The sequence below is a fragment of the Spirillospora sp. NBC_01491 genome, from assembly GCF_036227065.1.
In the GTDB taxonomy this organism is placed as follows: domain Bacteria; phylum Actinomycetota; class Actinomycetes; order Streptosporangiales; family Streptosporangiaceae; genus Spirillospora; species Spirillospora xylanilytica.
The window spans coordinates 1,283,830-1,298,288 of sequence record NZ_CP109432.1 but is presented as its reverse complement, the minus strand read 5'-3'; the positions used below and the strand labels follow the sequence as shown (position 1 = coordinate 1,298,288).

Below are 14,459 nucleotides of genomic sequence, written 5' to 3'. Positions count from 1 at the left end.
GACGGGGCGGTTGTGACAGTAACGTCCTTCTGGGTTCGATCTGACGCACCCACGCCCTCCGCGTGCAGAGCATCGAGGTGAGCTCGGCGGCGGACCCGATCGCCCCCGCCGGCTGGGGGAGCGTCCAACTGGAGAGGCCATGAAGAAGCGTACCGACCGGAAGATCGCCGTCGGCGGCGTGGCGGTGACCGCGGTCGTCCTGCCCGGCATCATGGTGATCCTGGCGCAGACCGGGGTGGGCCGGCCCGTCTCCTCCAACGGCACGCCGGAGGCCGCCGCCGGCTCCGAGCAGCCCGTCGAGATGCCCGGCCCCGGCGTCGGGATGCCGTCGGTCCCGCCCACGACGTCGCCCTCGGCCTCGCCGACGCCCTCGACGAGCTACCCCTTCAGCAGCGGGCACCCGACGGTCAAGGTGGCCGACCCCGACCGGCAGCCCCGGCTGCACGGGAAGAAGACCGGGCTCCCCAAGGGCGCGGAGTCGGCCCGCAACGGCAACGGCGTCTACCGCTCGTCCGACGACGGCGCCAAGGTCACCGCGGTCAAGAAGGTCTCCAAGTACCAGTTCGACGTCACCATCGCCGCGCCGGCGCTCGGCTCGTCGGTGAAGACCCGGGTGCTGGTGCCCAAGTCGTGGTCGGCCGGCGCGACCCGCACCTGGCCGGTGGTGTACGCCTACCACGGCGGCCGGAACAACTACCAGTCCTGGACCAAGGACTCCAACCTCGCGCAGGTCGCCGCCGGCGACGACGTGATGGTCGTGATGCCCGAGGGCGGCTCGGGCGGCTCCTACACCAACTGGTGGAACGGCGGGAAAGGCGGCATCCCGGAGTGGGAGACCTTCCACATCCAGGAGGTCATCCAGCTCATGGAGCGCAACTTCCACGCCGGCACCGCCCGCGCCGCCATCGGGCTGTCCTCGGGCGGGCAGGGCGCCATCACCTACGCCGAGCGGCACCCGGGGCTCTTCCGGTACGCGGCCTCCTACAGCGGTGCCCTCAACATCACCGCGCCCGGCATGCCGACCGTGCTCACCTCGATGGACAGCGGCGGCGGCGTCGACCGCTACGCCATCTGGGGCGAGCCGATCCGCGACCGGGCGAACTGGCAGGCGCACGACGCGACGGTCATGGTGGGCAGGCTCAAGGGCATCGGCGTCTACGTCTCCTCCGGCAACGGGCAGCCCGGCCCCTACGACAAGTCCGGCACCGCGCCCTGGGACGCCGGACGCGTCGGCGAGAACTTCGCGGGCACGATGAACGCCAACTTCGTGAAGGCCGCCCGGCAGGCGGGCGTCGCGGTCACCGCCAACCTCTACGGTCCCGGCACCCACAAGTGGGCCTACTGGAAGCGGGAGCTGGTCGCGAGCTGGCCGGCGATCACCACCGCCATCGGCGCCGGCCGCTCCTGACCGGCCGCTCCTGACCGGCCGCTCCTGACCGGCCGCCGGGGCCGGAAGCGGCCACTGGCCCCGGCCCCGGTCCCGCCGATCCCCGTCCCGCGGATCCGCGCGCCGTGTACGGTGTGGGCATGTCCATCCTGAACGCACTTCTTCTTCCCGGGCCGCGTTGACGCACTGAGTCGACGCGGCCCGCCCCTCGTGTTCCGAGGGGCTTTTTCATTTTCCGGGGGAGACGGCACGGCAGATGGAGACGCTCAGATGAAGGCGAACGACACCGACGGGACCGCGCCGCCGCACCGCTACGACGCGCGCCTCGCGAACGAGATCGAGCGCCGGTGGCAGGACCGCTGGGAGGCGGACGGCACCTTCGACTCGCCCAACCCGGCGGGACCCCTCGCGGACGGGTTCGGCCGCGTCGCCGGCCGCCCCAAGTTCTTCGCGCTCGACATGTTCCCGTACCCGAGCGGCGCCGGCCTGCACGTGGGGCACCCGCTCGGCTACATCGGCACCGACGTGCTCGCCCGCTTCCTGCGGATGACCGGGCACCACGTGCTGCACACCTTCGGGTACGACGCGTTCGGCCTGCCCGCCGAGCAGTACGCGATCGACACCGGCCGGCATCCGCGCGACACGACCCGCGCGAACATCGACGCGATGCGCCGCCAGCTCCGGCGGCTCGGCCTGGGCCACGACACCCGCCGCGAGATCGTCACCAGCGACCCGGAGTACTACCGGTGGACGCAGTGGATCTTCCTGCGGCTGTTCGGCGCGTGGTGCGACGAGCGGACCGGCCGGGCCCGCCCGATCGCCGACCTGGTCGCGGAGTTCGAGGCGGGTGAGCGGCCCGCGCCGGACGGCCGGCCGTGGGCCGCGCTCACCGGCGTCGAGCGGCGCCGGGCGGTCGACGCGCACCGGCTGGCCTACCTGGCCGAGGAACCGGTCAACTGGTGCCCGGCGCTCGGCACCGTCCTGGCGAACGAGGAGGTCACCGCGGACGGCCGCAGCGATGTCGGGAACCACCCGGTGCACCGCCGCCCGCTGCGGCAGTGGACGCTGCGGATCACCGCGTTCGCCGACCGGCTGATCGGCGACCTGGACCTGGTCGACTGGCCCGAGCCCATCAAGCGGATGCAGCGCAACTGGATCGGGGCCAGTGACGGCGCCCGCGTCTCCCTCCCGGTCACGGGCGGCGGCGAGCCGATCGAGGTGTTCACCACCCGTCCGGACACGCTGCGCGGCGCCACTCACGTCGTGCTCGCGCCCGAGCACCCCCGGGCGGACGGGCTGCTCCCCGCGGCCTGGCCGCCCGGCACCCCCGAGGCGTGGCGCTTCCCCGCGGGGCGCGGCCCGGTCCCGGCGGCGGAGTGGACGCCGCGGCGCGCCGCCGCCGCGTACCGCGACCGGACGGCACGGCTCGGCGACCGCCGGCGTGCGGCCGGGGCGGACGCCGGGACCGGCGTTTTCACCGGCGCCCACGCGGCCAACCCGGTCACCGGCGAGGCGATGCCGGTCTTCCTGGCCGACCACGTCCTGATGGGGTACGGCACCGGGGCGGTGATGGCGGTCCCCGCGCACGACCAGCGCGACCTGCACTTCGCCCGCGCGTTCGGGCTGGAGGTCCGGCAGGTGCTGGAGCCCGGCCCGGAGTGGTTCGCCGGGCAGGGCATCGAGCCTGGGACGCCGGCCCGCGACTGGCCCGCCGCGTTCACCGGCGACGGCCGCCACGTCCCGGCGTCCGGCGGCCCGGACCTCCGCGGGCTGGGCCGGGCCGACGGGATCGCGGCCGCCATCGCGTGGCTGGAGGAGCGGGGCGCGGGCCGGGCGGTCCGCTCGTACCGGCTGCGCGACTGGCTGTTCTCCCGGCAGCGGTACTGGGGCGAGCCGTTCCCTATCGTCTACGACGAGGACGGCCTCCCGGTCGCGCTGCCCGACTCCGCGCTGCCCGTCCTGCTGCCGGAGATGACCGACTTCCGGCCGAGGCCGCAGCCGGACGGGACCGGCGACCCCGTGCCGCCGCTGGCCAAGGCCGAGGAGTGGGCCACGGTCGAGCTCGACCTCGGCGACGGCCCGAAGACGTACCGGCGCGAGCTGAACACCATGCCGCAGTGGGCTGGGTCCTGCTGGTACCACCTGCGCTACCTGGACCCGGCCAACACCGAGGCGTTCGTCGACCCGGAGGTCGAGCGCTACTGGATGGTCCCGCCGGACGCCGGATCCGGCGGGGAGGGCGGGGTGGACCTGTACATCGGCGGCGTCGAGCACGCCGTGCTGCACCTGCTGTACGCGCGGTTCTGGCACAAGGTGCTGTACGACCTGGGGCTGGTCTCGACGAAGGAGCCGTACCGGCGCCTGTTCAACCAGGGCTACATCCTGGCCGACGCCTTCACCGACGAGCGCGGCATGCACGTCCCGGCGGCCGAGGTCGCCACGGCCGCCGACGGGACGCCGTCCCATCGGGGCAGGCCGGTCACCCGCCGCGCGGGCAAGATGGGCAAGAGCCTCAAGAACGGCATCGGCCCCGACGAGATGTGCGACCGGTACGGCGCCGACACGCTGCGGCTGTACGAGATGGGGATGGGGCCGCTCGACACCGACCGGCCCTGGCGGACCGACGACATCGCGGGCGCGCACCGGTTCCTGCAACGGCTGTGGCGTTCGATGGTCGACGAGACGACCGGCGGGCCGCGCGTCACCGACGCGCCGCCGGACGCCGCGACGCTCCGCGCCCTGCACCAGACGATCACGGTCGTCCGCGCGGACGTCGGCGGGCTGCGCCTCAACACCGCCATCGCCCGGCTGATGGGCCTCACCGCGCGCGCCGCGAAGATCGCCGCCGCCGAGGGGGCGGTGCCGCGCGCGCTGGCCGAGCCGCTGGTCCTCATGGTGGCGCCGCTGGCCCCGCACATCGCCGCGGAGCTGTGGTCGCGGCTCGGGCACGACACCCCGGTGGCCCACGCGGGCTTCCCGGAGGCCGACGCGTCGCTGGCCGCCGAGCCCTTCGTCGAACTGCCCGTCCAGGTCAACGGGCGGACCCGGTTCACGATCGAGGTCCCGGCGGACGCCGGCCGCGAGCGGGTCGAGCGGATCCTGGCCGAGCACCCCGGCTACGCCCGGCACACCTCCGGCGCCACGGTCCAGAGGCTGGTCGTGGTGCCGGGCCGGATCGTGAACATCGTGGCGCGCCGGCCCCCGGCCGCCGGTGCCGCACAGGGCCCCGAATAGAGGCCGGACGCCGTTTTCCCGTGCCGTGCATTGGCCTGGTAAAGAGACCTCCACCAGGCAGAACAGCGTGCTTGCCGGGTTTATCACGAGCGGGCCGCGGATACGAAAGGTTACGTAGCAGTCACAGACAGTAAGGAGCTAGTCGTGTCTCGTTTCGTAACGACGTTGGCCGCCCTTGGCATTGCCGGTGGCGTGGCGTTCGCCGCCGCCGGTCCCGCCTCCGCCGCACCGGTCGACGGTCACGGCCACGGTCACGGAAAGGGCGGGGATGTGTTCCAGTCCTGCGTCAAGGAGCAGAGCTCGTGGGGGGTCATCGCCCTCAACCTCGACCTGCTCACGAACTGCATCTCCAATAACAACTGGCACTAGCGCATACGAGTCCGGTGCGCCCGGACGACGTTCTGTGAGCACTTTCCAGTGGACTCACCGAACGCCCGGCGCACCGGTCTCCGCGTTACCGGACGGGCGGTGCATTCGCGCCGCCCGTCCGTCATACGCGGGAGTGCTACCGGAGCAGCGCCGTCAGCTCCCCGAGGTCCGCGGCCTCGGCCAGGCCGTAGGTGAGCTCGGTGATCCGGGCGGCCTCGCCGGCGCCGACCCGCCGCGCGGCGTTGAGCCGGAACTTGGTGGCCAGCTCCTCCGGCGACAGCGGATTGCCCGCGCCGCCGCGGTTGGCGTCCACCCGTTCCTCCAGCTCGCGGCCGTCGCGGGTCCGGACGCGGAGGACGGCCGGGAACTGGTGCGGGAAGATCTCGTCGCACCGCGCGTCGGGCACGCAGCGGACCTTGGCCGCCAGCGCCAGCCGCGCGGGGTCGGCCGCGGCCTCGTCGGTGAAGTCCTCGTGGAAGACCCCGAGCCCGCCGCCGCCGAGCAGCGCCGCCGCCACCGTGTAGGGGCCGGAGAACGCGGCGTGGTAGCCGGAGCTCGGACGGATCTTGTCCTCGAGCGGCTCGCCGATGGTCCGCAGCACCGCGGTGGGCGCGCCGAGCTCGATCGACTCGATCTCGGCCGGGTCCAGGCCCCGCGCGCGCAGCCGGCGGGCCGCGTCGATCCCGGCGTGGGTGAAGTGGTTGCAGGGGTAGGGCTTGAAGAAGATCCCCGGCAGTTCCCAGTGCTCGCCGAGCCGGTCGGTGAGCTCGTCCGGGTGGGCCTGGTCGCCGCAGAACGCCTGGAGCAGCCCGAACCGGCCCTCCAGCACGGTCGGCGGGCCGGTGATCCCGGTACGGGCGAGCCCGGCGGCGGTCACCGCGGCGTGCGCCGCCCAGCCGCAGTGGATCCGCTTGACCGTGCCGCCGGTGCGGTTGGCCTCCAGCAGGCCCGCGCCCATGCTGGAGGCGATGCCGATCGCGTCGGCGATGCCCCCCGCGTCCAGCCCGGACAGCATGGCGGCCGACGCCGCGCCGCCGAGCGCGCCGCAGATCGCGGTGGCGTGCAGGCCGCGTTCGAAGAACACCGAGTTGCCGAGCTCGGCGTCGTAGCCGGCCATGCCGAGCCGCACCGTGATCTCGATGCCGACGCCGATCGCGTCCAGGAGCGCGGCGCCGCTCGCGCCGCGCGCCTCGGCCGCGGCGAGCGCGGCGGGCACCACCGACGCCGACGGGTGCAGCACCGACGGCAGGTGCGTGTCGTCGAAGTCGAGGGAGTGCGCGAGGGTGCCGTTGAGCAGCGCGGCGCTCGGCTCGGGCAGCCGGACGCCGGTCCCGATCGCGGTGGAGCGGCCCGCGCCGCCCCACTCCCGGACGAGCTCGCCGACCGCGCGGGCCGGCGGCTCGCCGGTCGCGGCCAGGCTGTTGCCCAGCACGTCGAGCATCCGGCGGGCGGCGTCGGCGCGCAGCTCGGCGGGCAGTCCCCGGGTCCGGACGTCGTCCGCCAGCCCGGCCAGCCGCTGGACCAGCGTGGAGGTCACGCCGACACCGCCGCGAGCGGGCGGACGGGGGAGCCGGTGCCGCCCTTGATGCGCAGCGGCGCCAGCACGAACACGAACTCGTTCAGGCCGGCCTCGGCGAGCGCCTCCAGGTTGAGGTGCTCCAGGATGTAGATGCCCGACTCCACCAGCAGCACCCGATGCACCGGGAGCACGGCGTGCCCGGCACCCGCCGGGATCTGCTCGTAGGCGGTGGTGTCGGCGCCCGTGGCGGCGATCTCGCGGGCGGCCAGCCACTCGGCGGCGGCGGTGGTCACCCCCGGCACGCCGGTCTCCTTACCCATGTAGGCGGTGGCGTCGTCGAAGTTGCGGGCCCAGCCGGTGCGGATCAGCGCGACGTCGCCCTTGCCGGGCTCGGTGCCGGCGCGCTCGGCGGCGGCCTCGAGGTCGGCGACGGTCACGCCGTACCCGGGGGGCAGCGTCGGGACGCCGTGGACGGCAGCGACGTCGAGCAGCACCCCGCGGCGCAGCAGGCCGGGCAGCGTCTCGGCGCCGAGGCTGGTGAACGTGCCGCCGTGCTGGGCCTCGGCCGCGTCGACCCCGCCGTGCAGCAGGCCGTCCTGGCTGACGTGCGACAGCGCGTCGATGTGCGTGCCGACGTGGCCGCCGGTCACGATGATCTCGTTGGCGGCCGAGCCGCCGTCCGGCCGCTCCATGTCGCCGTGCCGCCGGATCAGCGTCATCCGGAACCCGGGGTGGTTCGGCGAGCACGGCATCCCGGTGAAGAACGGCTGGCCGAGCTCGATCAGCCGGACCCCGCCGGCGACCGCCGCGAGCAGCGGATCCTGGGTGCGCGTGACCTGGTCGGTCATGAGTGGTGCCCTTCGTTGACGGGCCGTCCGCCGGACTCGGCGACCGCGAGCAGCCAGGTGGCCCGCTCGACGATCGCCTTGTCCACGAACCGGCCGGTGGAGTCGATCCACGCGGCGTCGCCGCGTTCGGTGGCGGTGGTCAGCTGGTCCATCAGCTCGCGCGCCCACGCGACGTCCGCGGGGTCGGGCGCGCTCGCCTCGTGCACCACGGGGATCTGCGCCGGGTGGATCACCGAGCGCCCGAAGAACCCGGCGCGGCGGCCCGCGGCGGTGTCGGCGCGCAGGCCGTCCAGGTCGCGGACCGCCGTCCAGACGCTCTGCGCCGGGCTCGGCAGCCCGGCGGCGCGGGCGGCGACCACGACCCGGGAGCGGGGCCACGCCAGCGCGTCGCCGCCGCCGGTCCGCAGGTCGGCGGCGAGGTCGGCCTCACCCAGCGAGATCCCGGCGACCAGCGGGTGGGCGGTGGCGAGCACCGCCGCGTTCTCCACTCCGAGGGCGGACTCGATCAGCGGGTGGACGGGCACGCCGAGCGCGTCCGCGACCCGGCTCAGCTCGCCGGGGTCCTCGCTCTTGGGGACGCGCACCCCCGCCGGGGCGGACGGGGCGGCGGCGAGCGCCGCGATGTCGGCGGCGCCCTCGGGGGAGGACGGGACGTTGATCCGGACGTAGGCGTGCGCGCCCTCCGCGAGGGTCCGCACGACCTGCCGCCTGGCCTCGTCCTTGGCGGCCGGGGCCACTGCGTCCTCCAGGTCGAGGATCACCGCGTCCGCCGCGGAGGCCAGCGCCTTGCCGATCCGGTCGGGACGGTCGCCGGGGACGTACAGCCAGGTCCGGGGCGGCGGGGCGGCGGTCACTTGATCACGCCCTTGGCGCGCAGCTCGGCCAGGCCCTCCTCGGAGACCCCGTACCGGCCGAGGATCTCGGCGGTGTGCGCACCGAGCGGCGGGCCCGCCGAGTCGATCCGGCCGGGCGTCTGGGAGAGCCGGAACAGCACGTTCTGCATCTTCAGCGGGCCGAGCTCGTCGTCGGGGACGGTGGTGATCGTGCCGAGGGCCTCGAACTGCGGGTCGGCCATCACGTCGGCGGCGTTGTAGATCGGCGCGACGGCGGCCTGGGCCTCCTCGAATGCCCGGACGACCTCGTCCCGGTCGCGCTGCGCGATCCACGAGCCGACGGCCTCGTCCAGCTCGTCGGCGTGCTCGGCGCGCTCGGACCCGGTCGCGAACCACGGCTCGTCGATCAGCTCGGGCCGGCCCACCAGCCGCATCACCCGCTCGGCGATCGACTGCGCGCTGGTGGAGATCGCGACCCACCGGCCGTCGCTGGTCCGGTAGGTGTTGCGCGGCGCGTTGTTGCTGGACCGGTTGCCGGTGCGCGCCTGGAGCTCGCCGAGCTGGTCGTAGGTGATGATCTGCGGGCCGAGCAGGGTGAGGATCGGCTCGATGATCGCCATGTCGACGACCTGGCCCTCGCCGGTGGCATCGCGGGCGCGCAGCGCGGTCATCACGGCGAACGCCGTGGTCAGCGCCGCGATCCCGTCGGCCAGGCCGAACGGGGGCAGCGTCGGTGGCCCGTCCGGCTCGCCGGTGATGGCGGCGAATCCGCTCATCGCCTCGGCGAGCGTGCCGAACCCCGGCCGCTTGGAGTAGGGACCGAACTGCCCGAAGCCGGTGACCCGGGTCAGCACCAGCCGCGGGTTGATCTCGCGCAACTCGTCGTAGCCGAGGCCCCACCGCTCCAGGGTGCCGGGCCGGAAGTTCTCGATCACCACGTCGGCGTCGGCGACCATCGCGCGGAACAGGTCCTGCCCCTCCGGCGAGCCGAGGTAGAGCGTCATCGCCTTCTTGCCGCGGCCGAGCATCTTCCACCAGAGGCCGACGCCGTCGCGCCGCGCGCCGTGGCTGCGCACCGGGTCGCCCTTGGGGTGCTCGATCTTGATCACTTCGGCGCCGAAGTCTGCGAGCAGTGTTGCGGCGAGCGGCCCGGCGAAGAGCGTGGCTGTGTCGAGCACCCGGATTCCGGACAAGGCATCCGTCATGGGGCATACCGCCTTTCCTGTCGGCTCGCTGCCCTCGCGCGAGGAGGAGAGGGCGGGCAGGTCCGCATTGTTTCGCTTAGGGGAACGTCGGTGAACGCCGTGTTGCGTCGCGCGCACCTCAGCCTGCCCACAAGTTCGCACTGTTCTCCAGGGTGAGTCAAGTTGTTACAGGTTATTGACCTGGACGTGTGGTGGGTGCCACGATGACGCAACATCTACTTGGCGTTTCTCTAAGCGGAACACCACAGGATCGGCGGGAGGAGTGGGAATGTCCGCTCGAAAGCTCGTCGCCGGGCTAGGCGCCTGCGCGGTCCTCCTGGCCGGGTGCGGCGGGTCGGCGCCGTCCGGGGCGGCGGGCGCCGCCGCCGGGCGGGACCACGGCCCGGTCAAGATCGGCGCGCTGCACCCGGTCAGCGGGGCGAACGCGGTCGACGGCCAGCAGATGCGCCGCGGCGCGCAGCTCGCCGTCGAGGCGATCAACGCCGCCGGCGGCATCAAGTCCCTCGGCGGCCGAAAGGTCGAGCTCGCCGAGGGCGACACGCAGGGCAAGGCCGAGGTCGGGCAGAGCGAGGCGCAGCGCCTCATCTCCGAAGGCGCGGTCGGCCTGGTCGGCACCTATCAGAGTGCCGTCAGCACCAACGTCGCCGTGGTCGCCGAGCGCAACCGGGTGCCGTTCGTCATGGACGTCACCGCCTCGGACGCGATCTTCGCGCACGGCTACCGCTACGCCTTCCGGGTGCAGCCCGGCAGCGAGGCCATCTCGGCCGCCGCCGCCGCGTACCTCAAGGAGGTCTCGGAGAAGGCGGGCAAGCCCGTGCGGAAGGTCGCCTTCCTGCACGAGCAGACCGACTTCGGCAGCGGCGCCGCCGAGGCGTTCAGCAAGGCCGCGGCGAAGCTCGGCATCCAGATGGGGCCGAACATCAGCTACGACGCGGTCACCACGTCCGACCTCACCGCGCAGATCACCCAGGTCAAGGCGTCCGGGGCGAACGTGCTGGCGGTCGCCGGGTACTACCGCGACAGCCTGCTGGCGGCCAAGGCGATCAACGCCGTCAAGCCGAACCTGGACGCGGTGTGGGGCGTCTCCAACGGCGCCTACGACCAGCCCAAGTTCGTCACCGACGCCGGGGCCCTGGGCGAGCGCTACTTCAGCACCAACTACCACTACGACGCCAAGAACGACCAGACGACCAAGCTCCGGGCCGACTACCAGCGCCGCTTCGGCGCCCCGATGCGCACCGGCGCGGTCCTGGCCTACGACGCCGTCCAGGTGATCGCGCAGGCCGTGGACCGGGCCGGCGGGACCGACGCCGAGAAGGTGCGCGAGGCGATCAGCGCCTCCCAGGTCACCCCGCTCGCCGTCGGCCGCGGGCCGATCCGGTTCGCCGCCAACGGCGACAACCGCAACGCCCTCCCCGTGCTGATGCAGATTCAGGGCGGCCAGGTGAAACAGGTCTATCCGGCGGAGAAGGCCGAATCCCAGCCCAACTACTCGGTGACATGGCGGCCATGAGCAATATCGGAAACCAGAAAGGGGCGGCACTCGCCCCGGACGCGGAGGCGCCAGGAGCGGCCTCCCCGCGAGGCAAGGCCCCCCACCCGCTCCGCGCCGCGCTCGGCGGCGGGGGCAACGCGGCGATCCTCAAGCGCGTCGCGATCATCGGCGGCGCCCTCGTCATCGCGATCGCGGTCGCACTGCTGAAGTCGGGCAGCGGCCTGGTGGTCTGGCAGTCGGTGGTGACCGGCCTGCTGATGGGCGGCCTGTACGGGCTCATCGCGATGGGCCTCACGCTGATCTTCGGCGTGCTCGACATCGTCAACTTCGCGCACGGTGCGCTGCTCGCGGTGGCCATGTTCATCGCGTTCGGCGTGGTCCAGGGCACCGGCCTGCACCCCTACCTCACGCTGCTGGTGGCGGTGCCGGCACTGTTCCTCATCGGCGGCGTCGTGCACCGGGGGCTGCTCAGCGGCACCGGCGGCGGATCGCTGGAGAACCAGCTCCTGATCACGCTCGGGCTGTCGCTGCTGCTGGAGAACGGGCTGCTGATGTTCTTCGGCGCCGAGCCGAAGACCGTCACGCTGCCCGGCGACTTCCAGTTCGGGCTGTTCGGCGCGGTGGTGACCGGCGCGCGGCTGTACGCCTTCGTCGGCGCGCTGCTGCTCGGCGCGCTGCTGTTCTGGCTGCTGCGCCGCACCCGGTTCGGCACCGCGATCCGCGCGGTCGCCGCGAACGGGCCCGGCGCCGAGCTGGTCGGCATCAACGTGCGCCGCATCCACACCCTCACCTTCGCGATCGGCACCGCGTGCGCCGGGGCGGCGGCGGTGCTGGCCGCGCCGCTGATCACGGTCACCCCGACGCTCGGCGAGCAGTTCAACATCACCGCCTTCGTCGTCGTGGTCCTCGGCGGCATGGGCAATGTCGGCGGCGCGCTGGTCGGCGGGCTGCTGATCGGGCTGGTCGAGCAGCTCACCACGATCTACATGGACGGACAGAGCTCGCTGCTCGGCGTGTTCGTGGTCTTCGTCGTGGTGCTGTTCCTCCGCCCGCAGGGACTCTTCGGGAGGCGGGCATGACCGGCATCACCATCGCCGGGGGCACCGGCCCGGCCGGGCGCGGCGGCACCGGCCGCGCGACCAAGGCACCGCCGCTGCGCCCGCAGAACCGGCAGCTCGCGATCCTCCTGGTGCTGCTCCTGGTGGCGATCCCGCTGCCGCTGATCCTGCCGTCCGCGCAGGGCGCCGTCGCGGTCCGCATCCTGATCTTCCTGCTGATGGCGGTCGGCTGGAACATCATGAGCGGCTTCGGCGGGATGTTCAGCTTCGGGCACGCCGCCTACTTCGGGCTCGGCGCCTACACCAGCGCGTACCTGCTGGTGGAGCACGGGGTCTCGCCGTGGATCGGGATGCTTGCGGGAATGGCCGTCGCCGCGGGCGTCGCCGTCGTCATCGGCTACTTCGCCTTCCGCTACAAGCTCCAGGGCGCCTACTTCGCGCTGGCCACCTTCGCGTTCGCGGAGATGCTGCGGCTGATCGTCACCAGCACCGAGTTCACCAACAAGGCGGTCGGGTTCAGCGTGCCGCTGATCCAGGGCTCCTCGCTATGGAAGATCCAGTTCGCCGCCGACTCGCCCGCCTACTTCTGGATCGCGCTGGCGCTGGCCGGCCTGGCCGGGGCGGCGAGCATCCTGTTCCTGCACTCGCGATCCGGCCGGTACGTCACCGCCATCCGCGACGACGAGCTCGCGGCGGCCTCGCTCGGCACCCCGGTGATGCGCCACAAGCTCATGACGGTGGCGCTGTCGGCCGCGATCACCGCGGTGGCCGGCGCCTTCTACACCCAGTACTACCTGTTCGTGAACCCGGACCTGGCGTTCGGCTCCTCAGTGTCGATCCAGGCGATCGCCACCGTGGTGATCGGCGGGATCGGCACGGTCTGGGGCCCGGTGGTCGGCGCGATCATCGTCGGCTCGCTGTCGGACGTGACCGCGACCCTGCTGCGCACACCGCCGGACTTCCTGAACTTCCTCCAGGGCCGCAGCGGGCTGGACGTCGCCCTCTACGCGATCCTGCTGATCCTGATCGTCCGGCTGCTGCCCAAGGGCATAGTCGGCACCGCGATGGCGAGGTGGCGCCGATGACCATCCTGAACGTGACCGGCGTCGGCAAAGACTTCCGCGGGCTACGGGCGCTGTCGGAGGTGGAGTTCGAGGTCGGGCAGGGCGAGATCCTCGGGATCATCGGCCCCAACGGCGCCGGGAAGACCACGCTGTTCAACGTGATCTGCGGTGCGCTCGCGCCGGACACCGGCAGAGTGCTGTTCGCGGGCCGCGACGTCACCGGCCGCTCGCCCGACCGGATCGCGCGGGCCGGCATGGTCCGCACCTTCCAGCTCATGCGCCCGTTCGGCAGCATGAGCGTGCTGGAGAACGTGAGCCTGGCCGCCCAGCACGAGCGGCAGCCCGCGCGGCGGCTACGCGAGCGGTCCCTCGAGGTGGTGGAGCGGGTCGGGCTCGGCCAGTGGGCGCACCGGCCCGCGACCGAGCTGCCGACGGCCGGCCTCAAGCGGCTCGAGCTCGCGCGGGCGCTGGCCATGCGGCCGAAGGTCCTGCTCCTGGACGAGGTGCTGGCCGGGCTCGTCCCGGCCGAGCGCGAGCCGGTCCTGGACCTGCTCGCCGACCTGCGCGAGCAGGACGGCACCACGCTGCTGTTCATCGAGCACATCATGGCCGCGGTGATGCGGCTGTCGGACCGGGTGCTGGTCCTGGACCAGGGCCGGGTGCTGGCCGCCGGGTCGGCCGAGGAGGTCACCTCCGACCCGCGGGTGATCGAGGCGTATCTCGGAGAGGAGCCCGCCGGTGCTGAAGGTTGAGAAGGTCTGCGCGGGCTACGGCCGGATGCAGATCCTGCACGACGTCGACCTGACCCTCGGGGAGGGCGAGATCGTCGCGCTCGTCGGCGCGAACGGCGCCGGCAAGACCACCACGCTGCGCGCCGTCTGCGGGCAGATCCGGCCGACCGCCGGGACGATCACCTTCGACGGCGCGCCGACGCTGGGCCGCCGTCCCGACGAGCTGGTCCGCGACGGGCTGGTGCACGTCCCCGAGGACCGCGCGCTGTTCGGCACGCTGACCGTCGAGGAGAACCTGCGGATGGGCGCGTGGACGCGCTCGCACGCGCAGGCCGAGACGGCCCTGCGCGAGGTGCTGGAGCTGTTCCCCGTGCTGGCCGAGCGCCGCGGCCAGGTCGCGCAGACCTTCAGCGGCGGCCAGCAGCAGATGCTCGCGATCGGCCGGGCGCTGATGGCCGGGCCGCGGCTGCTCATGCTGGACGAGCCGTCCACCGGGCTGTCGCCCAAGCTGACGTGGGCGATGCTGGAGGCGATCGAGCGGATCCGCGACGGCGGGGTGTCGGTGCTGCTGGTCGAGCAGAACGCCAAGCAGGCGCTCGCCATCGCCGACCGGGCGTACGTGCTGGAGAGCGGGTCGACGGTGCTGCACGGCACCGGCGCCGAGCTCGCCGGCTCCGCCGAGGTCAGGAAGGCGTACCTGGGGCTGTGACGGAGGA

12 protein-coding genes are annotated in these 14,459 nt (G+C 73.2%); 8 read left to right on the top strand and 4 right to left on the bottom strand.

The window, feature by feature from the left end:
• The first annotated feature begins 139 nt into the window (after nt 1-139).
• From OHA34_RS06215 to OHA34_RS06205, 3 genes are all read left to right on the top strand, one after another.
• Nucleotides 140-1,408: an alpha/beta hydrolase gene (locus OHA34_RS06215; protein WP_285940141.1), complete on the top strand. Its 1,269-nt coding sequence runs from the start codon at nt 140-142 to the stop codon at nt 1,406-1,408.
• A gap of 249 nt (nt 1,409-1,657) precedes the next feature.
• Complete coding sequence (locus tag OHA34_RS06210; RefSeq protein ID WP_329520946.1) at nt 1,658-4,621, top strand: leucine--tRNA ligase; 2,964 nt, start codon at nt 1,658-1,660, stop codon at nt 4,619-4,621.
• Between the two features lie 144 nt (nt 4,622-4,765).
• Entirely contained in the window at nt 4,766-4,990 is a 225-nt protein-coding gene (locus OHA34_RS06205; RefSeq protein WP_285940139.1) for a hypothetical protein, read from the top strand.
• 136 nt (nt 4,991-5,126) lie between these two features.
• Here OHA34_RS06205 and OHA34_RS06200 read toward each other — a convergent pair whose 3' ends face one another.
• From OHA34_RS06200 to OHA34_RS06185, 4 genes are read right to left on the bottom strand one after another with little or no spacing between them, the layout of a single operon-like run.
• Complete coding sequence (locus tag OHA34_RS06200) at nt 5,127-6,527, bottom strand: MmgE/PrpD family protein (RefSeq protein WP_329520945.1); 1,401 nt, start codon at nt 6,525-6,527, stop codon at nt 5,127-5,129.
• Entirely contained in the window at nt 6,524-7,357 is an 834-nt protein-coding gene (locus OHA34_RS06195; RefSeq protein ID WP_285940137.1) for a cyclase family protein, read from the bottom strand. The genes OHA34_RS06200 and OHA34_RS06195 overlap by 4 nt, the downstream gene beginning before the upstream one ends.
• On the bottom strand, nt 7,354-8,211 hold the full coding sequence (locus OHA34_RS06190) for an HpcH/HpaI aldolase/citrate lyase family protein (RefSeq protein WP_285940136.1): 858 nt from the start codon (nt 8,209-8,211) through the stop codon (nt 7,354-7,356). The genes OHA34_RS06195 and OHA34_RS06190 overlap by 4 nt, the downstream gene beginning before the upstream one ends.
• Nucleotides 8,208-9,395: a CaiB/BaiF CoA transferase family protein gene (locus tag OHA34_RS06185; RefSeq protein ID WP_285940135.1), complete on the bottom strand. Its 1,188-nt coding sequence runs from the start codon at nt 9,393-9,395 to the stop codon at nt 8,208-8,210. The genes OHA34_RS06190 and OHA34_RS06185 overlap by 4 nt, the downstream gene beginning before the upstream one ends.
• A gap of 268 nt (nt 9,396-9,663) precedes the next feature.
• Here OHA34_RS06185 and OHA34_RS06180 point away from each other — a divergent pair, with 268 nt between their 5' ends.
• From OHA34_RS06180 to OHA34_RS06160, 5 genes are read left to right on the top strand one after another with little or no spacing between them, the layout of a single operon-like run.
• Nucleotides 9,664-10,908 (top strand): ABC transporter substrate-binding protein, encoded by a 1,245-nt coding sequence (locus OHA34_RS06180; protein WP_285940134.1) that lies wholly within the window; start codon nt 9,664-9,666, stop codon nt 10,906-10,908.
• Nucleotides 10,905-11,969 carry a branched-chain amino acid ABC transporter permease gene (locus tag OHA34_RS06175; protein WP_285940133.1) on the top strand — a complete coding sequence of 355 codons (1,065 nt, stop codon included), beginning with the start codon at nt 10,905-10,907 and terminating at the stop codon, nt 11,967-11,969. Before OHA34_RS06180 ends, OHA34_RS06175 begins: the two co-directional genes overlap by 4 nt.
• Nucleotides 11,966-13,033 (top strand): branched-chain amino acid ABC transporter permease, encoded by a 1,068-nt coding sequence (locus OHA34_RS06170; RefSeq protein WP_285940132.1) that lies wholly within the window; start codon nt 11,966-11,968, stop codon nt 13,031-13,033. Before OHA34_RS06175 ends, OHA34_RS06170 begins: the two co-directional genes overlap by 4 nt.
• Nucleotides 13,030-13,764, top strand: a complete 735-nt coding sequence (locus OHA34_RS06165) for an ABC transporter ATP-binding protein (RefSeq protein WP_285940131.1) — start codon at nt 13,030-13,032, stop codon at nt 13,762-13,764. The genes OHA34_RS06170 and OHA34_RS06165 overlap by 4 nt, the downstream gene beginning before the upstream one ends.
• Nucleotides 13,751-14,452 carry an ABC transporter ATP-binding protein gene (locus OHA34_RS06160; RefSeq protein WP_285940130.1) on the top strand — a complete coding sequence of 234 codons (702 nt, stop codon included), beginning with the start codon at nt 13,751-13,753 and terminating at the stop codon, nt 14,450-14,452. The genes OHA34_RS06165 and OHA34_RS06160 overlap by 14 nt, the downstream gene beginning before the upstream one ends.
• Nucleotides 14,453-14,459: the final 7 nt, after the last annotated feature.

Excerpts from the sequence above, each read along its gene's own strand:
- OHA34_RS06215 (WP_285940141.1), top strand. The coding sequence starts at position 140 with ATGAAGAAGCGTACCGACCGGAAGATCGCCGTCGGCGGCGTGGCGGTG.
- OHA34_RS06165 (WP_285940131.1), top strand. The coding sequence starts at position 13,030 with ATGACCATCCTGAACGTGACCGGCGTCGGCAAAGACTTCCGCGGGCTA.
- OHA34_RS06170 (WP_285940132.1), top strand. The coding sequence starts at position 11,966 with ATGACCGGCATCACCATCGCCGGGGGCACCGGCCCGGCCGGGCGCGGC.
- OHA34_RS06185 (WP_285940135.1), bottom strand. The coding sequence starts at position 9,395 with ATGACGGATGCCTTGTCCGGAATCCGGGTGCTCGACACAGCCACGCTC.
- OHA34_RS06180 (WP_285940134.1), top strand. The coding sequence starts at position 9,664 with ATGTCCGCTCGAAAGCTCGTCGCCGGGCTAGGCGCCTGCGCGGTCCTC.
- OHA34_RS06210 (WP_329520946.1), top strand. The coding sequence starts at position 1,658 with ATGAAGGCGAACGACACCGACGGGACCGCGCCGCCGCACCGCTACGAC.
- OHA34_RS06195 (WP_285940137.1), bottom strand. The coding sequence starts at position 7,357 with ATGACCGACCAGGTCACGCGCACCCAGGATCCGCTGCTCGCGGCGGTC.
- OHA34_RS06175 (WP_285940133.1), top strand. The coding sequence starts at position 10,905 with ATGAGCAATATCGGAAACCAGAAAGGGGCGGCACTCGCCCCGGACGCG.